We start from the raw sequence: 21199 nt of genomic DNA, 5'->3' as shown, positions 1-21199 counted from the left end.
GCAGTGAATACCGGTCGGCTCCCATGACGACCACCGCTGCCACGCCGTCCGCGGCAAGCGGCACCTTCGGGCTCGGCGAGGCACTGCCGGCCGGTACCACCGTGCTGGAAGCCAGCGCGGGCACCGGGAAAACCTATGCGATCGTCGGCCTCGCCGTCCGCTATGTCGCCGAGGCCGCGATCCCGATATCGCGGCTGCTGCTGGTGACCTTCAGCCGCGCCGCGACCCAGGAGTTGCGTGAACGCACCCGCGACCGGTTCGTCACCGTCGCCGCGGCGCTCGCCGATCCGGTGTCCGCACGGTCGGCAGCCGACGAGTTGGTGCGCCACCTCGCGGCCGCCGACCCGGGTGAGGTGGCGGCCCGCCGGGCCCGGTTGCTCACCGCACTCTCCGATTTCGACGCCGGGGTGATCGCCACCACGCACAGTTTCTGCCGGCGAATGCTGGCCGAACTGGGTGTCGCGGGCGATCTCGACCCCGGTGTGCGGCTGGTGGAGGAGGCCGACGATCTCACCCGCGCGGTGATCGACGATCTGTATCTGAGCCGCTACGCCCGCACCGCCGCGCCTTTCACGGTGAAACAGGCCCACCGGTTCGCGGCCGCCGCCGTGCGCGACCGGCAGGCGGTACTCACCCCGGACACCGACGACGTTTCGGCGCAACGGGTAGCTTTCGCCGCGGCGGTGCGCGCGGAAACCGAGCGACGGAAACGGCTTTCGAATATCCGGGATTTCGACGATCTGCTGGTGCTGCTGCGCGACATCCTGACCGATCCGGTGCGCGGTCCCGGTGCGTGCCGCCGGATCCGCGACCGGTACCCGGTGGTGCTGGTGGACGAATTCCAGGACACCGACCCGCTGCAATGGGAGATCCTGTACCGCGCGTTCCACGGTCACAACACACTCGTGCTGGTGGGCGATCCCAAACAGGCGATCTATGCGTTCCGTGGTGCCGAAGTGCTCAGTTATCTCGACGCGGTGGGGCATGCGACCGCCCGGCGCGAACTCACCACCAATCGCCGCAGCGATGCCGGTCTGCTGCGGGCGCTCGACCACCTGTTCGGCGGCGCGGCGCTCGGGCACGACGAGATCGTCGTGCCCACGGTGACCGCGACCCAGCCGTGGTCTCGGTTGCGCGGACCGGCCGAGCTGATCACGCCGCTGCGGTTGCGCTGCCTGCCGCGCACCGGCGCCGGGCCGCGGGGGCTGTCGGGCTTTCCGAATATCCACCGGCAGCGGGCGCGGGTCGCCGCGGATCTGGCGGGCGATATCGTCGCACTGCTCGGGTCGGGCACGGTGCTCACCGCGGCCACCGGCCGGCGCCCGGCGGCGCACAACGGCGCTTCCGGTGGAAAACCGGCGGCGGCCGAGCGTCCACTGGGGCCCGGCGATATCGCGGTGCTCGTGCGTACGCACACCCAGTTGGAGGTGGTTCGGGAGGCGCTCGAACGGGCGGGTGTGCCCGTCGTACTGACCAGCGGCAGCAGTGTTTTCGCGACTCCGAGCGCCACCGACTGGTTGTGGGTGCTGTCTGCGCTCGAACAGCCGCATCGCGCGGACCGGGTGCGGCTGGCCGCACTCACCCCGATATTCGGGTATCCGAGCACCGAACTGGATACCGGCGGAGCGGATCTGGTGGGGCGGGTCAGCGCCGAATTACGCGATGCTGCCCGCCTGTTCGCCCGGGCCGGGTTCGCGGCCGTTTTCGAGGAACTCGCCGCCGCGACCCGCCTGGTGCCGCGATTGCTGGCCGTCGAGCACGGCGAGCGCCGGCTCACCGATATCCGCCAGCTCGCCCAACTGCTCGACGAGGTGTCGGCCACCGAGGGGTTCGGGCTCACCGCGCTGACCCGATGGCTCGCCGACCGTATCCGGGAGCCCGGTTCGGGGTCGGTGGCCGGGCGCAGCCGGCGGCTGGACCGGGATCTGGCCGCGGTGCAACTGGCTACCGTGCATGCCAGCAAGGGGCTCGAATTCCCGATCGTGTACCTGCCGTTCGCCTGGGACAGTTCGGCCGATCCCAAACCGGCCACCCTGTTGATGCACGAGAACGGGGCCCGGGTGCTCGATATCGGCGGCCCCGACGCGCCGGGTTACAACGCCCGGAAGGACATCGCGGACAGTGAATCGGCCGGTGAGGAACTGCGGCTGTGTTACGTGGCGCTCACCCGCGCGTGCTGTCAGGTGATCGCCTGGTGGGCACCGTCGTTCGGGACCGCGGTGGCTCCGCTGCACCGGTTGCTGTTCGGCCGGACGCCGGAGTCGGCGCAGCCGAAACCGCGCGCGCCGGTCGACGAGGACGCGGCGGTGGTGGACCGGATCCGCGCCTGGGCCGCGGACGCGGCGGAGACCATTTCGGTTACGGCGGCGGACCCGGGCCCGCAGATGCCGGTGTATCACCCGCCGGCCGATACCGCCGAGCAGGCGCTCGCGGTGGCCACCTTCGACCGGGATCCGGACCAGCTGTGGCGGCGGACGTCGTACTCGGCGCTCACCGCAGCGGCGCACAGTACGGTGCCCGATACCGAACCGGAGGACGTGCTCGGTCCGGACGACGAACCGGATGCGCCGGCGCCTGCGGCCGAGCCGGAACCGGGTGCCGCCTCATTGATGAACACGCTGCCCTACGGTGCGGAATTCGGCACTCTGGTGCATGCGGTGCTGGAGCGGGTGAGCACCGATAGCGCCGATCCGGTCGCCGAGGTACGGGCCCGCTGCGCCGAAGCGGTCGGCGAGATGCTGTCCGCGGCCGACCCGGATGTGCTGGCGGAGGCACTGCTGGCCGTTCTGCGCACCCCGATCGGGTTCGGGTCGCTCGCCGATATTCCCGATCGGGACCGGTTGTGCGAACTCGAATTCGAGCTACCGCTCGCCGGTGGGGACGCGCCTGCCGCCGTTTCGGCCACACTGCACCGGATCGCCGCGCTGGTGCGGTCCCGGCTGGACCCCGGGGATGTATTCCACACCTACGCCGATGAACTGGACACCCTCGACGACACCCCGTTGCGGGGCTACCTCACCGGCAGCATCGATGCGGTGCTACGCACATCCGACGGCCGTTTCGTCGTGGTCGACTACAAGACGAACAGGCTGGGCACCGGTGATCTGACCGTCGCCCACTACTCCCGCGACCGGATGGCCGCCGAGATGATCCGCTCGCACTACCCGCTGCAAGCTCTGCTGTATTCGGTGGCATTGCACCGGTACCTGCGCTGGCGGCTGCCCGGCTACGACCTCGCGGTACATCTCGGTGGGATCCGCTACCTGTTCGTCCGCGGCATGATCGGGCCGCAGACCCCCGACGGCGCCGGGGTGTTCGACTGGACGCCGCCGCCCGATCTGATCACCGAACTGTCCGAGCTGCTGGCCGGAGGTGCGGCGTGATACCGATCCGGGTGGCTCAGCGCGGACGCGGGATACTGCGGGAATTCAACGAGGCGGGGGTGCTGTCGGCTGCGGATGTGCATGTGGCCACCCGGCTGGGACGGCTCGCGGGGGAGGACCGCGAACCCGTGCTGTTCGCGGCGGCGCTGGCCGTGCGCGCGGTGCGGTCGGGGTCGGTCTGCCTGGATCTGACCAGGATGCGGGATATCGGTGTGGATACCGACGACGAGCGTCCGGACCAGTTCGACCTCGCCGAATTGCCCTGGCCCGACGAACAGTCGGTGATCGACGCGGTTCGCGACAGCCCGCTCGTGCGCGGCGGTCCGGCCGGACCGCTGCGGCCGCTGCGGCTCACCGAACCGGCCCGGCCGGGCGCCGGCCCGCTGCTCTACCTGGACCGGTACTACCGGCAGGAGCAGACCATCCGCCGGGTGCTGACCGCGCGGGCGGCCGGTCATCCGGACGCCGACCCGGCCGTGGTGTGCCGTGAACTCGATCGGCTCTTCGGCCCGGCGGGCGATACTCCCGACCGGCAGCGGCTCGCCGCGGCCCTGGCCGCCACCCGCTGGACCACCGTCGTCGCCGGCGGACCGGGCACCGGGAAAACACATACCATCGCCCGGATCCTGGCCTTGCTGGTCGCGCACCGTGCCGCCGAATCCGGGGGCGACGGTGCGCCGCTGCGTATTGCGCTGGCCGCCCCCACCGGTAAGGCGGCGGCCCGGTTGCAGGAGGCCGTCCGCGATCAGGCCGGGGCGTTGGGCCTGCCGGAACTGTCCGCGGCGACCTTGCACCGCCTGCTGGGCTGGCAGCGCGGTCGCAGTACCCGGTTCCGATATCACGAACACAATCGCCTGCCCTACGACGTGGTCGTCGTGGACGAGACATCGATGGTCTCGCTGACCATGATGAGCCGGTTGCTCGCCGCGCTACGCCCCGATACCCGGCTCGTCCTGGCCGGGGACCCGGATCAGCTCGCCTCGGTGGACGCGGGGGCAGTACTGGCGGATCTGGTGGCCGCGCCGTTCCCGGGCGAGGCGGATCCGGCCTTCGAGACGATTCTCGCCGCCGACCCCGGATTCGCCGGTGCGTCCGCGCCGGCGGAAGGCCCCGAGGCGCTGACCGAATCCGAGCGAGAACGGCTGCGCGGCGGGATCGTCCGGCTCAGCCGTGGGCGCCGGTTCGGCGGGCGGATCGCCGATCTGGCGGTGGCGGTCCGCGCTGGGGACACCGAGGCCGCGCTGGAACTGCTGCGGTCCGGCGGGGATACGCTCGAACTGCGGGGCGCCGACGATATCGCCGCGGTCCGGGCCGATATCGTCGGCACCGCGCAACAGGTCACCACCGCCGCGGAGACCGGGGATGCGGCGGCGGCGCTGGCCGCGTTCGAATCCCATCGCCTGCTCTGCGCCCATCGGCGCGGCCCGTACGGGGTGGAGCACTGGGATCGGACGGCAGCCGAATGGGCCGCCGCCGCGGGCGCAGGGCCCGAGCACCGGAGCGGCACCTGGTATCCGGGGCAGCCGCTGCTGGTGACGGCCAACGATCACGAGGCACGGATCTACAACGGCGATACCGGTGTGGTCGTCCGCCGCCCGGACGGGTCGCTGCGAGTGGCACTGCAGCGGGGCGAGGAGCCGTTGCTGATCCACCCCACCCGGTTCCCCGCCGTGGTCACGGTTTTCGCGATGACGATCCATCGTAGTCAGGGCAGTCAATACGATGCGGTGACCATCGTTCTACCGGAGCCCGGGTCGAGCCTGCTGACCCGGGAACTCCTGTACACCGCTATTACTCGCGCCCGCCGGCACGTGCGTATCCTCGGAACCGAGGAGGCCATCCGAGCCGCGATCGACCGGCATGTCCTGCGTGCCAGCGGACTCAGTCGCGAGCAGGCCGATCAACTCCGCTGACCCGCGGCGGCTCCGGCGATATCGTCCGGTGCGGCGGGGAACAGTCCCGGCAGCCCCATGGCATACCGGAAATCGGCGGTATTGCCGAGTGTTGCCAGAACCACGCGGATCATCGTGAGCCGGGCGTCGGCGACCGTGGCCGGATCGGGTTCGCGTCCGGGTTCGGCGGCGGCCGAGATCCGGTACACCACGTATTCGCAGACGTGCAGGGCGGCGTCGAGATCCAGCGGTCCGGGTACCGCGCGACCCAGTTCCGTGAACTTGGCGCGTACGCTCTCGCGGATTCCGTCGAGCGCCGCGTTGCGGTAGGCCGAGACCGGGGAGGCCGGATCGTGGAGTTCGGCGAACAGTGGCCGTAGCATCGCGCCGTGCCCCCGGGCCCAGTCCAGGTAGGCGTCGATGAGCCGGATACCAAGCTCCACGCCTTCGCCCGTCGCCTCCAGCGCGGCCGCTATCGCGCCGACCAGTTCCGCGTTCGATACCTCCAGCAGCACATGTAGCGGTTCGGTGGCGTTGGCGAAGTAGCGGTAGAACGTGGGCCTGGAGAGGCCGGCCCGGTCGATGATCTGGGCCACGCTCAGTCCGCGGGAGCCGGTATCGGTGAAGACCTCGGCGGTGGCGCCGACGATCCGGGCACGGACCTGTTCGGCCTGGGCCGGAGTCTGCGGCGGCCGGCCACGCCGCGGTGGTGGGGAAGTGCCCGGCCGTCGTAGTGCTTCGGTGGCGCCCGCCGCGGCGGCGCCGTCCCCGGCCGGCTGCGGGCTGCTCATTCGGCGCCGTCCCGGCCGGCTGTGAGATCCCACAGCCGGCCCTGGTATCCGGCTGTTGTCCACACCGGGCCCCTTGACACTCCACACCACACGAGCATTAGATTAACACCACTGTTCAATTAATCACTGTGCCGCGAATCGCCGATCGCGGCGCGTCCTCGCTCCCAGGAGAATGCCGACGATGACCACCGCCCAGCGTCCCGCCGCCACCGGCGCACTCACCCCGGACCTGGTCGAACGGCTGCTCGCCAGGGCTGCCGCCGGGGGTGCGCCCGCCGTCGGGGTCCACGCCCCGGTCACCGGCGAACCGGTCGCGGAACTGCCGCAGTCGTCGGTCGCCGATATCGACGCCGCCTTCGAGCGGGCCCGGGCGGCGCAGCGGCAGTGGGCGCAGGTGCCGGTCCGGGAGCGGGCCGCGGTGCTGCGCCGCTTCCACGATCTGGTGCTGGCCGAACAGGACACCGTTCTCGATATCGTGCAGACCGAAACCGGTAAATCCCGGGTGCACGCCTTCGACGAGGTCGGCGATGTCGCGGTGAATTCCCGGTACTACGCCGCCACCGCACCCAAACTGCTGGCCCGTCGCACTCCGCGCGGAGTGCTGCCGGTGCTCACCGATGTGCAGGTGCGGCAGCGGCCCAAGGGCGTGGTCGCGGTGATCTCTCCGTGGAACTACCCGCTGGCGCTGGCGGTGTCGGACGCACTGCCGGCCCTGGTTGCCGGTAACGCGGTGGTGGGCCGCCCGGACAACCAGACCGCGCTCACCGCGCTGTGGGCTGTCGACGCGGCGGTCCGGGCCGGCCTGCCCGAGGGCCTGTGGCAGGTCGTGCTCGGCCGCGGGTCGGTGATCGGCGGTGAGATCATCGACCGCGCCGACTATGTCGACTACACCGGTTCCAGCGCCACCGGCCGGACCATCGGGCGGCAGGCAGGGGAGCGGCTGATCGGCTGTTCACTCGAACTGGGTGGGAAGAACCCGCTGCTCGTGCTCTCCGACGCCGATCCGGTCGCCGCCGCCCGAACCGCCGTGCGGGCGAGTTTCGCTTCGGCCGGCCAGCTGTGCGAATCGATGGAACGCATCTATGTCCACGAATCGGTCTACGACCGGTTCATCGCCGAATTCGTGCCGGCGGTCAAGGATTTACGGCTCGGCGCCCCGCTGGACTACTCCACCGATATGGGTTCGCTGACCTTCCCGCGCCAGCTCGACACCGTCCGCGCCCACGTCGACGACGCGGTGGCCAAGGGCGCCACCGTGCTGGCGGGTGGCGTGCACCGGCCCGATCTCGGACCGTACTTCTACGAACCCACCGTCCTCACCGATGTCACCGCCGAGATGACGGTGTACCGGGAGGAGACCTTCGGCCCTGTCGTCTCGGTGTACAAGGTCGCCACCGACGACGAGGCGGTGGCCCAGGCCAACGACACCCCGTACGGTCTGAACGCCAGCGTGTGGTCGCGTAGCGCCGCCCGGGGCCGCGAGTTCGCGGCACGTATCAACGCCGGCTCGGTGAATGTGAACGAGGGTTTCATCGCGGCCTGGGGAAGTGCGGACGCGCCGTCCGGCGGTATGGGTATTTCGGGAACCGGCCGCCGGCACGGGCCCGAGGGCCTGCTGAAGTATGTCGACACCCAGACGATCGCGGTCCAGCGGCTGCTGCCGATCGCGCCGCTGCCGGGGATGTCGGAGGCGATGTGGGCGAAAACCATGACACTGTATTTCCGGGTCATGAAAACTCTGCGCCAGAAATAGGCCCGGCCGGGATCAGGCCGTAACCCCGCATTTCTCTGCGATGACAAAGGATCGGAATCGATGAAACTGGATACGGTGGCCGGTAAGAAGGTGCTGATCACCGGTGCCGCCATGGGGCTGGGCAAACTGTTCGCCGAACAGGCGGTACGCGAAGGCGCCGCCGCGGTGGTCCTCTGGGATGTCAACGAGACCGCCCTGCACGCGACCGCGGCCGAACTCACCGCGGCCGGGGGCGCGGTCCACACTCACACCGTCGATATCTCCGATCGGGATGCTGTTGCGGTCGCCGCCGAATCGGTGCGGGCGGAGGTGGGCGATATCGACGTGCTGGTGAACAATGCCGGGATCGTGCGCGGGAACACCTACTTCTGGGAAATGAAGGACCGTGACGATATCGATCGCACCATGGCCATCAACGCCATGGCGCCGATGTATGTGACCCTGGAATTCCTGCCGGCCATGGTCGCGAGGAACACCGAGGCCCGCGTACTCACCATCGCTTCCTCGGCCGGGCTGGTGCACAACCCGCGGATGAGCGTCTACGCGGCGTCGAAATGGGCGGCGCTCGGCTGGTCGGATTCGGTACGGATCGAACTCGGTCAGGCCGGCCACGACCATGTCAAGGTCACCACCGTCTGCCCTACCTACATCGACACGGGAATGTTCGAGGGCGCCACGGGTTTCTGGTTCACGCCGATCCTCGACCAGCACAAGGTGGTGGCGACCGCGTGGGCGGAGATGAAGAAGGGCACTCCCGTGGTGATCATGCCGTGGACCTCTCGTCTCAACAAGGTGCTCTCGGGGGTGCTGCCGTTGAAACTGCGTGATCTGTTCCTGAACACCGTCGGGGTGTATCACTCGATGGACGAGTTCACCGGCCGGAAGTAGCGGTCGCTCGCAGACCGATCGCCACGGTGGCGCCGAGTTCGGCCGACCGGGCGATCCGCACCGCGAAACCGTTTGCGGCCAGTAGTGCGGTGGCGGCGGGGATCTGATCGGTGCCGATCTCGATCAGCAGGCTGCCGCCCGGCGCCAGCCAGCCGAGGGCGGCCGCGGCGGTGCGGCGGGCGAGGTGCAGGCCGTCCGGGCCGCCGTCGAGTGCGGTCGCCGGTTCGTGATCGCGGGCTTCCGGCGGCATCTGTGCGAGGAACTCCGACGGTACGTACGGAGTATTCGCGAGCACGATATCGATTCGCCCGCGGAGCTGTGTGGGCAGTGCGTCGAAAAGATCACCCTGGTACACCCGCCCGCCGATACGCGTGAGGTTGCTGCGGGCGCAATCGGTCGCCACCGGGTCGATATCGGCGGCGTACAGGTCCGGTGGTGGATCCGGGTGGCCGGAAAGACCGGTGATCAGCGCCAATCCCAAGGCCCCCGAACCGCAGCACAGGTCCACCACCGTCCGTGGCGAATCGACCCGGGCCAGGGCGAGTGCCTCGTCCACCAGCAGCGCCGAGCGTCTGCGCGGTACGAACACACCGGCCCGCACTCCTACTCGTAGCCCCATGAATTCGGCCCAGCCGAGGACGTACTCCAGCGGATTACCGGCAACCCGCCGCGCCACCAGGTCGGTCAGTTCGCCGGTGGAGCGGGCGCTGTGCACCAGCAAGCGCGCCTCGTCCTCGGCGAAAACGCAACCCACGGCGCGGAGCTCCCGGGTGACGGCCTCGATATCGAACGCGGGCATGAACACAGTCTGTCGGGTTCACCGGCCCGGCGCACCGGATTATCGCGCGCCGCAGGAGACGCCGGGGCGGGGTATCAAGGGCGGAAGGCGCGCAGGGTGTGCTCGACCAAGGCGTCGGCGTACTCGTCGGTGAGCGGGCCGGTGCGCAGCAGCCACCGCTGGAACAGCGGTGCGTAGAGCATCTCCAGCACGAGGTCGAGATCGGCGCCGGCGTGGAGCTGGCCTGCCGCCTGGGCGCTGCGCAGCCGCGCTTTCTTGGCTTCGTCGACCGGGCGGGCCAGCGTTTCACGGTACCGTTCGGCGAGTTCGGCATCGTGGATGAGCTCGGCATTGAGTGCCCTGATGGGCCGTTCGAAATCGGGGTCGGCGAATTCGGCGGCGGTGGCGCGCAGAACGAGTTTCAGATCGGCGGCGAGATCACCGGTGTCCGGTAGTTCGATCCCGGTGCCCTCGGCGGTTTCGCTGAGCGTCAGGAAGGAATCGAAGATCACCGCCCCCTTCGACCGCCACCACCGATAGATCGTCTGTTTCCCGACGCCGGCGCGTGCCGCGATGGCCTCGATGGACACCTTCGCGTACCCCGTTTCGGCGATCAGCTCCCGGGTCGCGGCGAGGATGGCCTGCCGGGACCGTTCGCTGCGGCGGGAACGGTCCGGGGTGCGGTCGGTAGTCATGCGGACCAGGGTAGCAACCCAACGAGACGAAACGGTTCGTTTGACTTTCATGCTCACACCTTGCATACTCGAAACACGAACCGAGACGGTCCGTCTCGCGAGGAAAGGGTTGAATATCGTGACTACTCCACGAACCTGGTTCATCACCGGTGCTACGCGAGGGCTGGGCCGTGCGTTCACGGAAGCGGCACTCGCCGCGGGCGATCAGGTTGTCGCGGTGGCCCGCAACATCGAACCGCTGGACGACCTGAGCGCCACCTATCCCGGTGCCCTGGCCCGGTTCTCGCTGGACGTTTCCGATCGTGGTGCCGTATTCGCGGGGGTGGAGCGGGCCTTCGCCGCGTTCGGCCGCATCGATATCGTGGTCAACAATGCGGGCGGGATGCTGTACGGCATGGCGGAGGAAGCCACCGAGGAACAGATCCGCGCCCACTTCGAGGTGAATTTCTTCGGCGCCGTATGGGTTTCGCAAGCGGTGGTGCCCCGGCTTCGGGCCCAGGGCGGCGGCCGGATCCTGCAGGTGAGCTCGATGGGCACTGGGGGAGGAATGGCATCGGTCGGGTTCTACGGAGCGGGAAAGGCCGCCCTGGACTCGTTCGGCCAAGCGCTGGCGATGGAGGTGGCGGCATTCGGAATCCAGGTCACCAGCCTGCAAATGGGTGGTTACGACACCGGGCTGTTCACCGCCGGCACCACCGCGACCGATCCGCTCCCGGAGTATGCGGCGCTCCGGGAAGAGATGGCCGCGATGTGGGGAGACGATGCCGGACCCGATCCGGCCACCGCAGCGGCAACCATCATGCGGTTGGTGGACGTGCCGGATCCGCCCCGTGCGCTCGTCGTCGGCAGCCATTCCTACGATCTGGTTCAAGAAATGGATCAGGACCGGGCCCGGACGCGTCGGGAATGGGAGCAGCTCAGCCGCTCCGCTCCGGGCTGATCGGACGGGGACCGGCCCCGAGCGGGGCACCTGTTGTGAGCTCAGCAGATCGGTACTCCGGGGCAGCCGATGCTGTTCACTACGGACCGCCGGCCGGTGCCGGTTCTGGCCGTGCTCAGCCGGTGTGTGGCACGGGCGTTGCCGCGTCCGGCGAGCGCGGTGCGCCGCAGCCGGGTCGAGCCCGGCGCGACCCGTTACGGCTGCGGGTCGCGGAACGCCCAGACCGCGGCCGGCCGGCCGGTGGCTCTGGTGCGGCGCCGTTCCTCGGTTTTCACCAGCCCGGGAATTCCGGCCAGCGTGCGATTGAGGTTGGCGGCATCGGGCCGGGCGCCCAGGAGCGAGGCGGCCAGGTCGACGGCACGGGTGGCCGGGAACTGTGCGCCCAGCAGGGCGCGGGTCAGCGGGAGGTCCCGCCACAGCAGTCCCGCCAGCAGGCCGCGCGCGGCGGCGGCGATGGTGTTGTGGTCGAAGGCCAAGGCCGGTGGCTCGTCGAACGAAACCCAACGCGCGGGCCCTTCGTGCGGTTCGGTCACCGCCCACATGACGATGGACAGGGTGGGCCCGCGTGGATCTCGATTCGGCTCGTCGAAGGTGACGAGCTGCCCGACCGGACCGAGGGCGGCGGGCGGAACCCCGAGTTCGGCGTGCACCGCCCGCGCCGCGGCATCTGCCAGGCGTTCTCCCCGACCGAGCAGCACCCCCGGGAGCGCGAGCCGGCCCGGGAACGGTTCGTGTCCGCGGGTCGCGACGCCGAATGTGACCGCGGCGTCCGCGGTCCAGAACCGCAACGCCACGACATCCACCGATACCGCCGAGTGGTCCACGACCCCATCCTGCCGCATCGGGGCCCGGCCCCCGGGAATCCGGTGCCCGCGACGTGCCCGCCGCGGTGTCGTGAGCACGCCACCGCCGGGGACCCGCCGGTCGCCGAGACGGGGCCGGGGCCGGTCGGGCTGGTTATCGTGAAGGCGTGCCGAACCGTATCGTGAAGCGCACTGCGACCTTGGCCGACGGCCGGGAGCTCATCTACTACGACGACGCCGATACCCGGCTCGGCCCCGAACGCCGGATCGACACCCGCTGCCTGGAACCCCGGCCGCCGACGGCGGTCATGCGCCAGGATGTGCTCACCGGGGAGTGGATCTCGATCGCCGCCGCCCGGCAGAGCCGGGTGGTGCTTCCCCCGGCCGACCGCGATCCGCTGGCCCCGCAGACACCGGACAACCCGTCGGAGATTCCGGATCTCTACGATGTGGCCGTCTTCGAGAATCGTTCGCCGTCCTTCGGCCCCGCCCTGCCCGGTGACGGCACGGGGCAGGGCGCGGCGCCGGGCGGCCTCACCGATATCACCGACCTCGGATTCGGCCGGGAACGCGTGGCGGTCGGACGGTGCGAGGTGGTGTGTTTCAGTCCCGAACACGAAGGCTCCTTCGGTGATCTCACCCCGAGCCGTGCCCGCACCGTGATCGAAGCCTGGGCCGACCGCACCGCGGTCCTGTCGGCGCTGCCGGGAGTCGAGCAGGTTTTCGTCTTCGAGAATCGCGGGAAGGCGATCGGTGTCACGCTGCCGCATCCGCACGGCCAGATCTACGCCTACCCCTATGTGACGCCGCGGACCACCCGGGTGCTCGAATCCGCACAACGGCTCGGACCCGATATGTTCCAGCGCATCCTGGATACCGAACGCGCGGGCGACCGGGTGGTACTGGCGGGCGAGTACTGGACGGCGTTCGTACCGTTCGCGGCGCGCTGGCCGATCGAGGTGCATCTGCTGCCGCATCGGCATATTCCCGATCTCGCGGCGGCGAACGAGGTCGAGCGGGACGAACTGGTAACGCTCTACCTGCGGTTGCTGCGCGGTATCGACGCCCTGTACGAGGACCCGACGCCCTATATCGCGGCCTGGCACCAGGCTCCCGTGCACACCGGGCGCGATACGGTCCGGCTGCATCTGCAGCTGACCTCGATCCGGCGCGGAGTGGACAAGATCAAATACCTGGCCGGTTCCGAGGCGGCGATGGGCGCCTTCGTCGCCGATATCGTCCCGGAGGATGCGGCCGCCCGGATCCGGGCGGCCGTCGCCACCGGTTGATCAGCGGCTGGTGCTGAGCTGGAATGTGCGCGTGGCATCGAGGTAGATGCTGTACTGCGCCTGTTTGCTCGGCGGCGGTAATTGCGACACCAGCTGGTTCAGCGAGGTCGTCGCACCCACCACCGGGATCCCCGCGACGTAGAGATCGGCCACGGCCCGCCGGATATGGTTCGGCGAGGTGACCGCCACCGCGGAATGGACACCGAGACCGTGCAGGATTTCCGCGCTGAACAGTGCGTTCTGCACGGTGGAACCGGCCCGGTCCTCCACGTGGATCCGGTTCGCCGGAATCCCGCGGCCCACCAGCCAGTTACGCATCGCCTCGGCCTCGGTGATCCCGTTGCTGGGGTTGTAACCGCTCACCACGATGGGGGAGAACGGTGAGGCGATGGCCTGTAACCAGGCGGCCTGCAGCCGGCCGGCCAGTTCGGGCCGGGGCGTGCCGTCGGGCAGGAGTCCGTAACCGAAGACCACGATGCCGGTTTGCGGTCCGACCAGGGCGGGCAGCGGATTGGGGAGGGTGGCGATCCCCGCCCCGATCCCGTGCAGGACGCGGTCGGTACCCGCGGCCATTTCCGGGTCGACGGCCCGCAGCCGCCCCATGGCGTCGTGCAGGGCCGGGATATCACCGGCGTAATGCGACCAGATCGCCTGCAGCGAAAGGGCCTCGGCATCGGCCGGATCCCGGCCGATCAGTTCGCGCAGGTCGGCGCGGCCGGCATCGGAATCACCTTCGGTGAAATGCCGCTGGGCGGAGTTGTAGAGTGCGTCCGTTTCGGGGCTGGCCTGAGCGGGCGCGCCGAGGAGACCAGCGAGTGACACGCTTGCGGCGGCGGCGATCGCCACCAGATATTGCAGACCTCTGCGATTGTGCACTACGGCGACACCTTTCCACGGGGGAGTTGGTTCTCGTAGGGGATCGGGTCGGAACTGACAGATTTGCGGTACGTGGCAACTCACCATAGAGCCGGGCAGGGCCGGGACCGCGGATTTGCGCCTGTCCGACTCGTGACATGTCTCAAACCCGGCAGCCGCCGGATACCGCGAATCCGGCGGTATCCTTCCCGCCGCTGCGCCGTGTCGTGTGATGCCCTCGCGGGCCGCGATCGCCCGCGGCGCTAGGGTGGATGCTCGTGGATACCGCATCGCTGACCGGGAAAGACCTCGCCGCCGCTCTCAACGCGGAGACGACCGCGCGGGCGCAGGCGCTCACCGAGCAGACCGGCCGGGCGCCACGCCTGGCGTTGATCGTCGCCAACGATGATCCGGCCAGCGCCTGGTACGTCAACTCGCTGAAGAAATCGGCCGCCAACCGCGGTATCGAATGCGACACCGTGGATCTGGGCGCCGACGCCTCGGCCGATACGCTGCGGACCGAACTGTCGGTGCGCAGCGCCGACCCGGGCACCGACGCCATCATGCTGCAAACCCCGCTGCCCGCCGGGGTGACTCTCGACGATGTATCCCCGGCGATCGCGGCCACCAAGGATGTGGACGGAGTGAGCCCGCTGTCGCTGGGGCTGCTCACCGCCGGCTCGGCCGGATTCGCGCCCGCCACGGCCGAGGCCGTGGTCGAGTTGCTGAAATACCACGGGGTCGCGCTCGAAGGCCGCCACGTCGCGGTCGTCGGACGTTCCAATGTGGTCGGCAAACCATTGGCCCAGCTGCTGCTGGCCGAGAACGCCACGGTCACCGTCTGCCATTCCCGCACCACCGATCTCCCCGCGGTGACCTCGGCCGCCGATATCGTGGTCGCCGCCGCCGGCCGGATCGGGCTGGTCACCGGTGCGAATCTGCGTCCCGGCGCGGTGGTGATCGATGTGGGCACCAACGAATCGGCCGACGGTTCGATCGTCGGCGATGTGGACCCGGAATCGGTCCGCGGCACGGCGGCGGGGCTCAGTCCGGTCCCGGGCGGGGTCGGGCCGGTGACCACGGCGCTGCTCATGCGGCATGTGGTGATCGCCGCCGAACAGGCCGGGCGGACCGCCGATACCGCGCTCGCCTGAGTGTGCCCCGCGCCGGGTTGTGGCCTGCGTGTTTCGCGACCGGCTGGGTACGGGTAGCGCTAGAGAGTACGGTCCATCGGACCCTACCTACAGTCGAGCTAAGGTGACATCGTGAACGTCGAAGTGACACCCTTGCCGGGAATAGGCGTACGCAAGGACTTTCCACTCACCACCGTGCGCCGGCGGATCGGGGTAGTCGACCACAAGGACGGGACCATCGACCTGATCTTCACCAAGATCGGCGATCCCGACGCCACCACACAGATCCCGATGACCGAGGCCGAGGCCGGAACACTCGCCAATCTGCTGGGGGCGCCACAACTGGTGGGCCAGCTGCGCAACGAACACCGCGATATGGACGGCGTGAACACCCGCCAGCTCCCGGTGGGGGAGAACTCTCCCTACGACGGGCGGACGCTGGGCGAGACGCGGATGCGGACCCGCACCAAGGCTTCCATCGTGGCGGTGATGCGCGCGGGCCAGGCTTTGCCGGCGCCGGGACCCGATTTCGTGTTCACCGGCAACGATGTGCTGATCGTGGTGGGGACTTCGGAAGGTCTCGACGACGCCGCGGACATCCTGAAAGACGGCTGACCCACCGGCGATGAATGCAACCACGCTGGCGATGATCCAGCTGGGGGCGGTGTTCTTCGGGCTCGGCGTGCTCGGACGCATCGCGGCCCGGATCGGCATGTCCCCGATACCCCTGTATCTGATCGGTGGACTGGTATTCGGGGAAGGAGGTTTCTTCGAACTCCACGAAGCCGACGAGTTCATCCATCTCGCCAGTGAAATCGGCGTGGTGCTCCTGTTGCTGCTGCTCGGCCTGGAATACAGTGCGGCTGAACTGTTCACGGGTATGCGCCGGTCCTGGATGGCCGGCCTGCTCGATCTCGTGCTCAATACGACACCGGGTGTGATCGTGGCGCTGCTGCTGGGGCTCGGGCCCACCGGGGCCCTGGCCATGGCAGGTGTCACCTACATCTCGTCGTCCGGGATCATCGCCAAGGTCCTCAACGATCTGGGCCGGCTCGGTAACCGGGAAACGCCGGTGATCCTGTCCATTCTGGTCTTCGAGGATCTGGCGATGGCCGCCTACCTCCCGGTATTGACAGCCGTCCTGGCCGGTCTGGGTTTCGTGGCCGGCCTGCAATCGCTCGGTATCGCCCTGGCGGCGGTCACAGTCGTCCTCGTGGTGGCGCTGCGCTACGGCAAGTACGTTTCGGCGATCGTATCCAGCGAGGACCGCGAGATCTTCCTGCTGAAACTGCTCGGTTCGGCGCTACTGGTGGCCGGGGTGGCCTCCGCGCTGCAGGTATCGGCCGCGGTCGGCGCCTTCCTGCTGGGTATCGCCATCTCCGATACCACCGCGCACAATGCGACGAAAATCCTCGAACCGCTGCGTGACCTGTTCGCGGCCATGTTCTTCGTCCTGTTCGGGTTGACCACCGATCCGCGCAGTATCCCGCCCGTACTGGGCTGGGCGGTACTGCTGGCGGTGATCACCACGGTGACGAAGGTCGTGACCGGCTGGTGGGCCGCCGCGCATGCCGGAGCTTCCCGGCTCGGTCGAGCCCGGGCCGGTGCCGCGCTCGTGGCCCGCGGCGAGTTCTCGATAGTCATCGCGGGCCTGGCCGTGGCGGCGGGCGCCGTACCCGACGGATTCGCTGCCCTGGCCACAACCTATGTCCTGCTGATGGCGGTAGTCGGCCCGATCGCGGCGCGCGTGGTGGAACCGGTACTGCGGTTCGTCACCCGCCAGCCGAAACCGGAGCCGGATACGGCGGACGAATAACCGGCCCCGGCCACAGGCGGTGTAGCCGCCGTCGACCGGATAGCCTGCGCCGGAGATCCGCCGATCGGCCTCCGCGGCGAAGGAGGCCGATCGGCGAACCGGAGGCCCGCCGGTCAGGCGGCGGCGGCCGAATACAGGGATCGCAGCACGGTCGCCGGGTCCTCGACATCGACGACGACCCGGGTGTAATCGGTGCCGCGCAGATCGATACGGACGGCCTTACCACCGAACAGGGTGTCCCAGAATTCCTTCCGGCCCTTGCCCCGGAACGTTCCGGCGGCGATCGCACCGGGGAAGAAAGCGCCGGGCGCGCGGACCCAGGGCGGGCGCAGATCGATTTCGGCGGGGGCGACCGCCGCGATATTCGCCAGATCGAAGGTGATCCGGTCGCGCAGCGACAGCACCCGGTGCGCGCCGCGGACCTGAACAGTGACGGTGGTGCCGGTGATCTCGATATCCACCATGGGTTCCTCCCGGGGCCGAGTTCCGCTCGTCTGTTACCAGAATGCCGCCGGGATCTGTCGGTTGGCTGTGCTGCTGCTGTGAATGTTCTCAGGTTCGCTGTTTCCCCGGTCACCGCAGGTGGCGATGGCCGGGGCAGGCCGCCCGGCGCCCGCGGTGGCGCGGCGTGGGCGGTATCGGTCAGACTCGTCGGTGTGGAACAGAAATCGAACGAGTGCCCGGCCCGGTGCCGGGGAACTCGGCGTACCGGCAGGTGCCAGTACGCGTCGGGCCGAGGTGATATGAGGTGACCGCACTCGCTCCGGGGGAGAATCGGCCCGCACCGGGCGACCGATTGACCGTCACAGTGACATGTTCGGCGGCGGTGGATGTCTCGGCACTGCTGCTCGCCGGGAACGGCAAAGTCCGGTCGGACGGGGACTTCGTCTTCTTCAATCAACCCGTCGGCCCCGGCGTCACCTACCGGCACGGCCGGGGCGCCGGGGACGCGGTCGATGTACAGATGCCGGCGCTACCGGCCGATATCGACAAGGTGGTGGTCACCGCGAGCCTGGACGGAAGCGGACCGCCGGCCTTCGGTTCGGTGGGATCGCTGACGGCGACGATCGCCGGCCCGCAGGGCACGCTCACGTTCCCGGTTTCCGGGTTGAGCACCGAAACCGCGGTGGTGTGCGTGGAGATCTACCGCCGAGCGGGCGCCTGGAAGGTGCGCGCGGTGGGCCAGGGCTACGACAACGGCCTGGCCGGTATCGCCACCGATTTCGGGGTCAATGTGGATGACGACCCCGTTCCGCCGTCGTCCGTGCCGCCGGGACAGCCACCGGCCTCCCGCACCGACCCGACCATGGTTGCCAATCCCGTGGCGACGCCACAGTATTCGCCCCCGCCGGCACCGAATATGCCGCCCGCGCCGGGCTATCCACCGGCCGCGGCTCCCTATCCGTCCGTGCCACCGGCGCACCCGGCACCCTACCCCTCGGGATATCAGTCGGCGCCCGGTTACCCGCCGCAGCCGCCCTATCCGCCCGCCGCCCCGTACCCGGCGGCAGCGCAGCACGATCCCGCACACTTTCCTCAGCAAGGAGCTCAGCCGATGCACAGCGAGCTGTTCGATCCGCGTCATGCCGAAGTCTCTGGTATGGGCATCCAGAAACAGGGCGGCAAAATGATCAAGGTCGGGGTGAACGGCGAAACGCTGGTCCGCTCCGGTTCCATGGTCGCCTACCAGGGCGACCTGCATTTCCAGGCGCTGGGCTCCGGCGGTATCGGTCGTGCCATCCAGCAGCGGCTCACCGGTGAAGGAGTGCCGCTGATGAAGGTCTCCGGCCGCGGTGATCTCTTCGTCGCCAACGGTGCCGCCGAGGTGCATATCATCGATCTGGACGGGACCGACGGGCTCACCATCAACGGGTCGAACGTTCTGGCCTTCGATCCCACCCTCGGCTACGACATCCGGATGGTGCAGGGCGCGGCCGGGGTCGCCAGCAACGCCGGATTGTTCAACTGTGTCTTCTCCGGTCGCGGCCGGATCGCCATCACCAGCCACGGCACGCCGGTCGTCCTGAACGTCGACCAGCCGACCTACGCCGATCCGCAGGCGGCGATCGCCTGGTCGTCGAGCCTGCAGACCGGCGTGAAACGCAACGATTCCTTCGGTCTGGGCCGCCTCATCGGCCGCAGCACCGGCGAGGGGATCACGCTGTCGTTCTCCGGCCGGGGGTTCGTCATCGTGCAACCCTCCGAACTCCCGCCCGGCGGCCTGCTCGGTGGTACCGGCGGTGGACAGGAGGCGGGGCAGAGCGGTGGGCTGCTGGGCGGCCTGCTCGGCTAGGATTCGGCCCGTGCGGTCTGCTCTGGACATGCGGTCCATGCCGGCTCGAAGGCGCCGGGGTATCGGAGAAATCCGCTGACCATCTCCTGGACGGCCCTGGAGCCACCGCCCCCTCGGCGACTACCTCACCGGCGACCGCCCAACCTGCCCAGGGGTCGCTGGGCAGGTCACGGGCTGCACCGGCCCCGTCGTGGACGTCGTCGGTACCGACTCCTGCGGGAGTGTGGTATCGACAATCCATGGTGATGAGCGCACGGTACGACGTGGTGATCGTGGGCGGCGGGCACAACGGGCTGGTGGCAGCCGCCTATCTGGGCCGGGCGGGGTATTCGGTACTCGTACTGGAACAGGCGGGAGCCGCCGGGGGCGCGGCCGTTTCCGCGCAACTGTTCGCGGGGATCGATATCCGGGTTTCGCGCTACTCGTACCTGGTCAGCCTGTTGCCGGATCGGATCGTGCGGGATCTGGGTTTACGGTTCCGCACACGGAAGCGACGGATCTCGTCCTACACCCCGGCCGGGGGCACCGGCCTGCTGGTGGACAACGGCTCACCGGCGGCGACCCGGGAGAGTTTCGCCCGCGTGACCGGGTCGGACCGGGAATTCGCTTCCTGGCAGCGGTTCTATGCGATGACCGGCGCGGTCGCCCGGGCGGTGTTCCCGACCCTCACCGACCCGCTCCCCACCCGGGACGAACTCCGGCGGCGGGTGGGTGCGCGGCACTGGGCGGCCCTGTTCGAGCAGCCCCTGGGTGAGACGATCGAGGCGTATTTCGCCGATGATGTTGTCCGCGGTGTGGTGTTCACCGATGCGCTGATCGGTACGTTCACCCACGCCCACGATCCCGCACTGGCCCAGAACCGTTGTTTTCTCTATCACGTGATCGGCGGGGGAACCGGCGACTGGGATGTGCCGGTGGGCGGAATGGGCGCGCTGACCGATGCCCTGCTCGCCTGTGCTCGGTCGGCCGGAACGGAAGTGGTGACCGGTGCCGAGGTAGTCGAGGTGGCGACCGACGGGAAGACGGCGCACGTTCGTTTCGTGACCGATGAAGCGGCGCCGGCCGCCGTCGACGCTCGGTACGTCCTGGTGAACGCGGCACCCGCCGAGCTGGCACGATTACTCGGCGAATCGGTGGAGACGGAAGCCGAAGGCGCACAGTTGAAGATCAATATGGTGCTGGACCGGCTGCCTCGCCTGCGCGATACCGGAACCGATCCGCGGACGGCCTTCGCGGGGACCTTCCATATCGCCGAATCCTACGAACAGCTGGATCGTGCCTACCGCGAGGCGGCCGGTGGCCGGCTGCCCGCGGCACCGCCGTCGGAGATCTATTGCCATACGCTCACCGATCCGAGTATCGCCGGTCCGGGCGAGCCGGGCACCCGGCATACGCTCACCCTCTTCGGATTGCACACACCCGCACATCTTTTCGCGGCCGACCCGCAGTCGGCGAAGGAAACGGCCGTCGCCGCCACCCTGGCGCAACTGAATACGGTACTGGCCGAACCGGTCCAGGACTGCCTGGCCCGCGACGCCCACGGCGCCCCCTGTCTGGATGCGGCCACACCGGTCGATCTGCAGCGGACCCTGCGCCTGCCCGGCGGGCATATCTTCCACGGTGACCTGTCGTTTCCCTATCGCACCGATCCCGCCGAGACACCGGCACAGCGCTGGGGGGTCGATACCGCGTATCGCAATATCCTGCGCTGCGGTGCCGGAACCGTTCGCGGTGGTGGGGTGAGCGGTATCGGCGGGCACAATGCCGCTATGGCCGTCCTTGCGGAAACCACCGCCCATCGGCCGGGAAATGCGCGGTGAATTCTGGTCGGAGAATCGGCTGTCGTGCCCGCTCGTGGGAGTGTCCGAATACTTTGTGGCGGTAGGGTTG

General features: G+C 69.1%; 17 protein-coding genes. 11 read left to right on the top strand and 6 right to left on the bottom strand.

What is annotated here, in order from left to right; genetic code table 11:
• The first annotated feature begins 23 nt into the window (after positions 1-23).
• Positions 24-3383 (top strand): UvrD-helicase domain-containing protein, encoded by a 3360-nt coding sequence (locus tag IU448_RS03820; protein WP_195055012.1) that lies wholly within the window; start codon positions 24-26, stop codon positions 3381-3383.
• Positions 3380-5296: an exodeoxyribonuclease V subunit alpha gene (recD, locus tag IU448_RS03815; RefSeq protein WP_195054070.1), complete on the top strand. Its 1917-nt coding sequence runs from the start codon at positions 3380-3382 to the stop codon at positions 5294-5296. The genes IU448_RS03820 and recD overlap by 4 nt, the downstream gene beginning before the upstream one ends.
• On the opposite strand, the gene IU448_RS03810 is transcribed toward recD, so the two are convergent.
• Entirely contained in the window at positions 5284-6066 is a 783-nt protein-coding gene (locus IU448_RS03810) for a TetR/AcrR family transcriptional regulator (protein WP_195054069.1), read from the bottom strand. The two genes, recD and IU448_RS03810, sit on opposite strands and share 13 nt — an antisense overlap.
• A 181-nt stretch (positions 6067-6247) precedes the next feature.
• Between IU448_RS03810 and IU448_RS03805 the strand changes: the two genes are divergently transcribed.
• Positions 6248-7819 (top strand): succinic semialdehyde dehydrogenase, encoded by a 1572-nt coding sequence (locus IU448_RS03805; protein WP_195054068.1) that lies wholly within the window; start codon positions 6248-6250, stop codon positions 7817-7819.
• Positions 7820-7879: 60 nt separating this feature from the next.
• Positions 7880-8707: an SDR family oxidoreductase gene (locus tag IU448_RS03800; RefSeq protein ID WP_195054067.1), complete on the top strand. Its 828-nt coding sequence runs from the start codon at positions 7880-7882 to the stop codon at positions 8705-8707.
• Here IU448_RS03800 and IU448_RS03795 read toward each other — a convergent pair.
• Both IU448_RS03795 and IU448_RS03790 read right to left on the bottom strand, forming a co-directional pair.
• Positions 8691-9506, bottom strand: coding sequence for a putative protein N(5)-glutamine methyltransferase (locus IU448_RS03795; protein WP_195054066.1), 816 nt, complete (start codon positions 9504-9506; stop codon positions 8691-8693). The genes IU448_RS03800 and IU448_RS03795 overlap by 17 nt on opposite strands.
• Positions 9507-9580: 74 nt before the next feature.
• Entirely contained in the window at positions 9581-10180 is a 600-nt protein-coding gene (locus IU448_RS03790; protein ID WP_195054065.1) for a TetR/AcrR family transcriptional regulator, read from the bottom strand.
• Positions 10181-10298: 118 nt separating this feature from the next.
• Between IU448_RS03790 and IU448_RS03785 the strand changes: the two genes are divergently transcribed.
• Positions 10299-11120: an SDR family NAD(P)-dependent oxidoreductase gene (locus IU448_RS03785; protein ID WP_280457015.1), complete on the top strand. Its 822-nt coding sequence runs from the start codon at positions 10299-10301 to the stop codon at positions 11118-11120.
• Positions 11121-11314: 194 nt separating this feature from the next.
• On the opposite strand, the gene IU448_RS03780 is transcribed toward IU448_RS03785, so the two are convergent.
• Complete coding sequence (locus IU448_RS03780; RefSeq protein ID WP_195054063.1) at positions 11315-11944, bottom strand: NUDIX domain-containing protein; 630 nt, start codon at positions 11942-11944, stop codon at positions 11315-11317.
• A gap of 146 nt (positions 11945-12090) precedes the next feature.
• Between IU448_RS03780 and galT the strand changes: the two genes are divergently transcribed.
• Positions 12091-13212 carry a galactose-1-phosphate uridylyltransferase gene (galT, locus tag IU448_RS03775; RefSeq protein WP_195054062.1) on the top strand — a complete coding sequence of 374 codons (1122 nt, stop codon included), beginning with the start codon at positions 12091-12093 and terminating at the stop codon, positions 13210-13212.
• Here the strand turns inward: galT and IU448_RS03770 are convergent, their stop codons facing one another.
• Complete coding sequence (locus tag IU448_RS03770; RefSeq protein ID WP_280457013.1) at positions 13213-14088, bottom strand: YdcF family protein; 876 nt, start codon at positions 14086-14088, stop codon at positions 13213-13215.
• Positions 14089-14345: 257 nt separating this feature from the next.
• On the opposite strand from IU448_RS03770, the gene IU448_RS03765 reads away from it, so the two are divergent.
• The 3 genes from IU448_RS03765 (at position 14346) to IU448_RS03755 (ending at position 17016) form a co-directional block, all read left to right on the top strand.
• Positions 14346-15221: a bifunctional 5,10-methylenetetrahydrofolate dehydrogenase/5,10-methenyltetrahydrofolate cyclohydrolase gene (locus tag IU448_RS03765; RefSeq protein ID WP_195054060.1), complete on the top strand. Its 876-nt coding sequence runs from the start codon at positions 14346-14348 to the stop codon at positions 15219-15221.
• Between the two features lie 111 nt (positions 15222-15332).
• Entirely contained in the window at positions 15333-15815 is a 483-nt protein-coding gene (locus tag IU448_RS03760; protein ID WP_195054059.1) for a cation:proton antiporter regulatory subunit, read from the top strand.
• Between the two features lie 10 nt (positions 15816-15825).
• On the top strand, positions 15826-17016 hold the full coding sequence (locus tag IU448_RS03755) for a cation:proton antiporter (protein ID WP_195054058.1): 1191 nt from the start codon (positions 15826-15828) through the stop codon (positions 17014-17016).
• A 113-nt stretch (positions 17017-17129) separates the two neighbouring features.
• Here the strand turns inward: IU448_RS03755 and IU448_RS03750 are convergent, their stop codons facing one another.
• Positions 17130-17480 (bottom strand): hypothetical protein, encoded by a 351-nt coding sequence (locus IU448_RS03750; RefSeq protein ID WP_195054057.1) that lies wholly within the window; start codon positions 17478-17480, stop codon positions 17130-17132.
• Positions 17481-17764: 284 nt separating this feature from the next.
• Between IU448_RS03750 and IU448_RS03745 the strand changes: the two genes are divergently transcribed.
• A complete protein-coding gene (locus IU448_RS03745) occupies positions 17765-19309 on the top strand; it encodes an AIM24 family protein (RefSeq protein WP_195054056.1) in 1545 nt (514 codons plus the stop codon).
• A 239-nt stretch (positions 19310-19548) separates the two neighbouring features.
• Entirely contained in the window at positions 19549-21129 is a 1581-nt protein-coding gene (locus IU448_RS03740; RefSeq protein ID WP_195054055.1) for a phytoene desaturase family protein, read from the top strand.
• Positions 21130-21199 lie beyond the last annotated feature (70 nt).

This window comes from Nocardia flavorosea, from assembly GCF_015477805.1.
In the GTDB taxonomy this organism is placed as follows: domain Bacteria; phylum Actinomycetota; class Actinomycetes; order Mycobacteriales; family Mycobacteriaceae; genus Nocardia; species Nocardia flavorosea_A.
The sequence above is the reverse complement of the archived record's forward strand: the minus strand, read 5'-3'. Positions and strand labels throughout refer to the sequence as shown.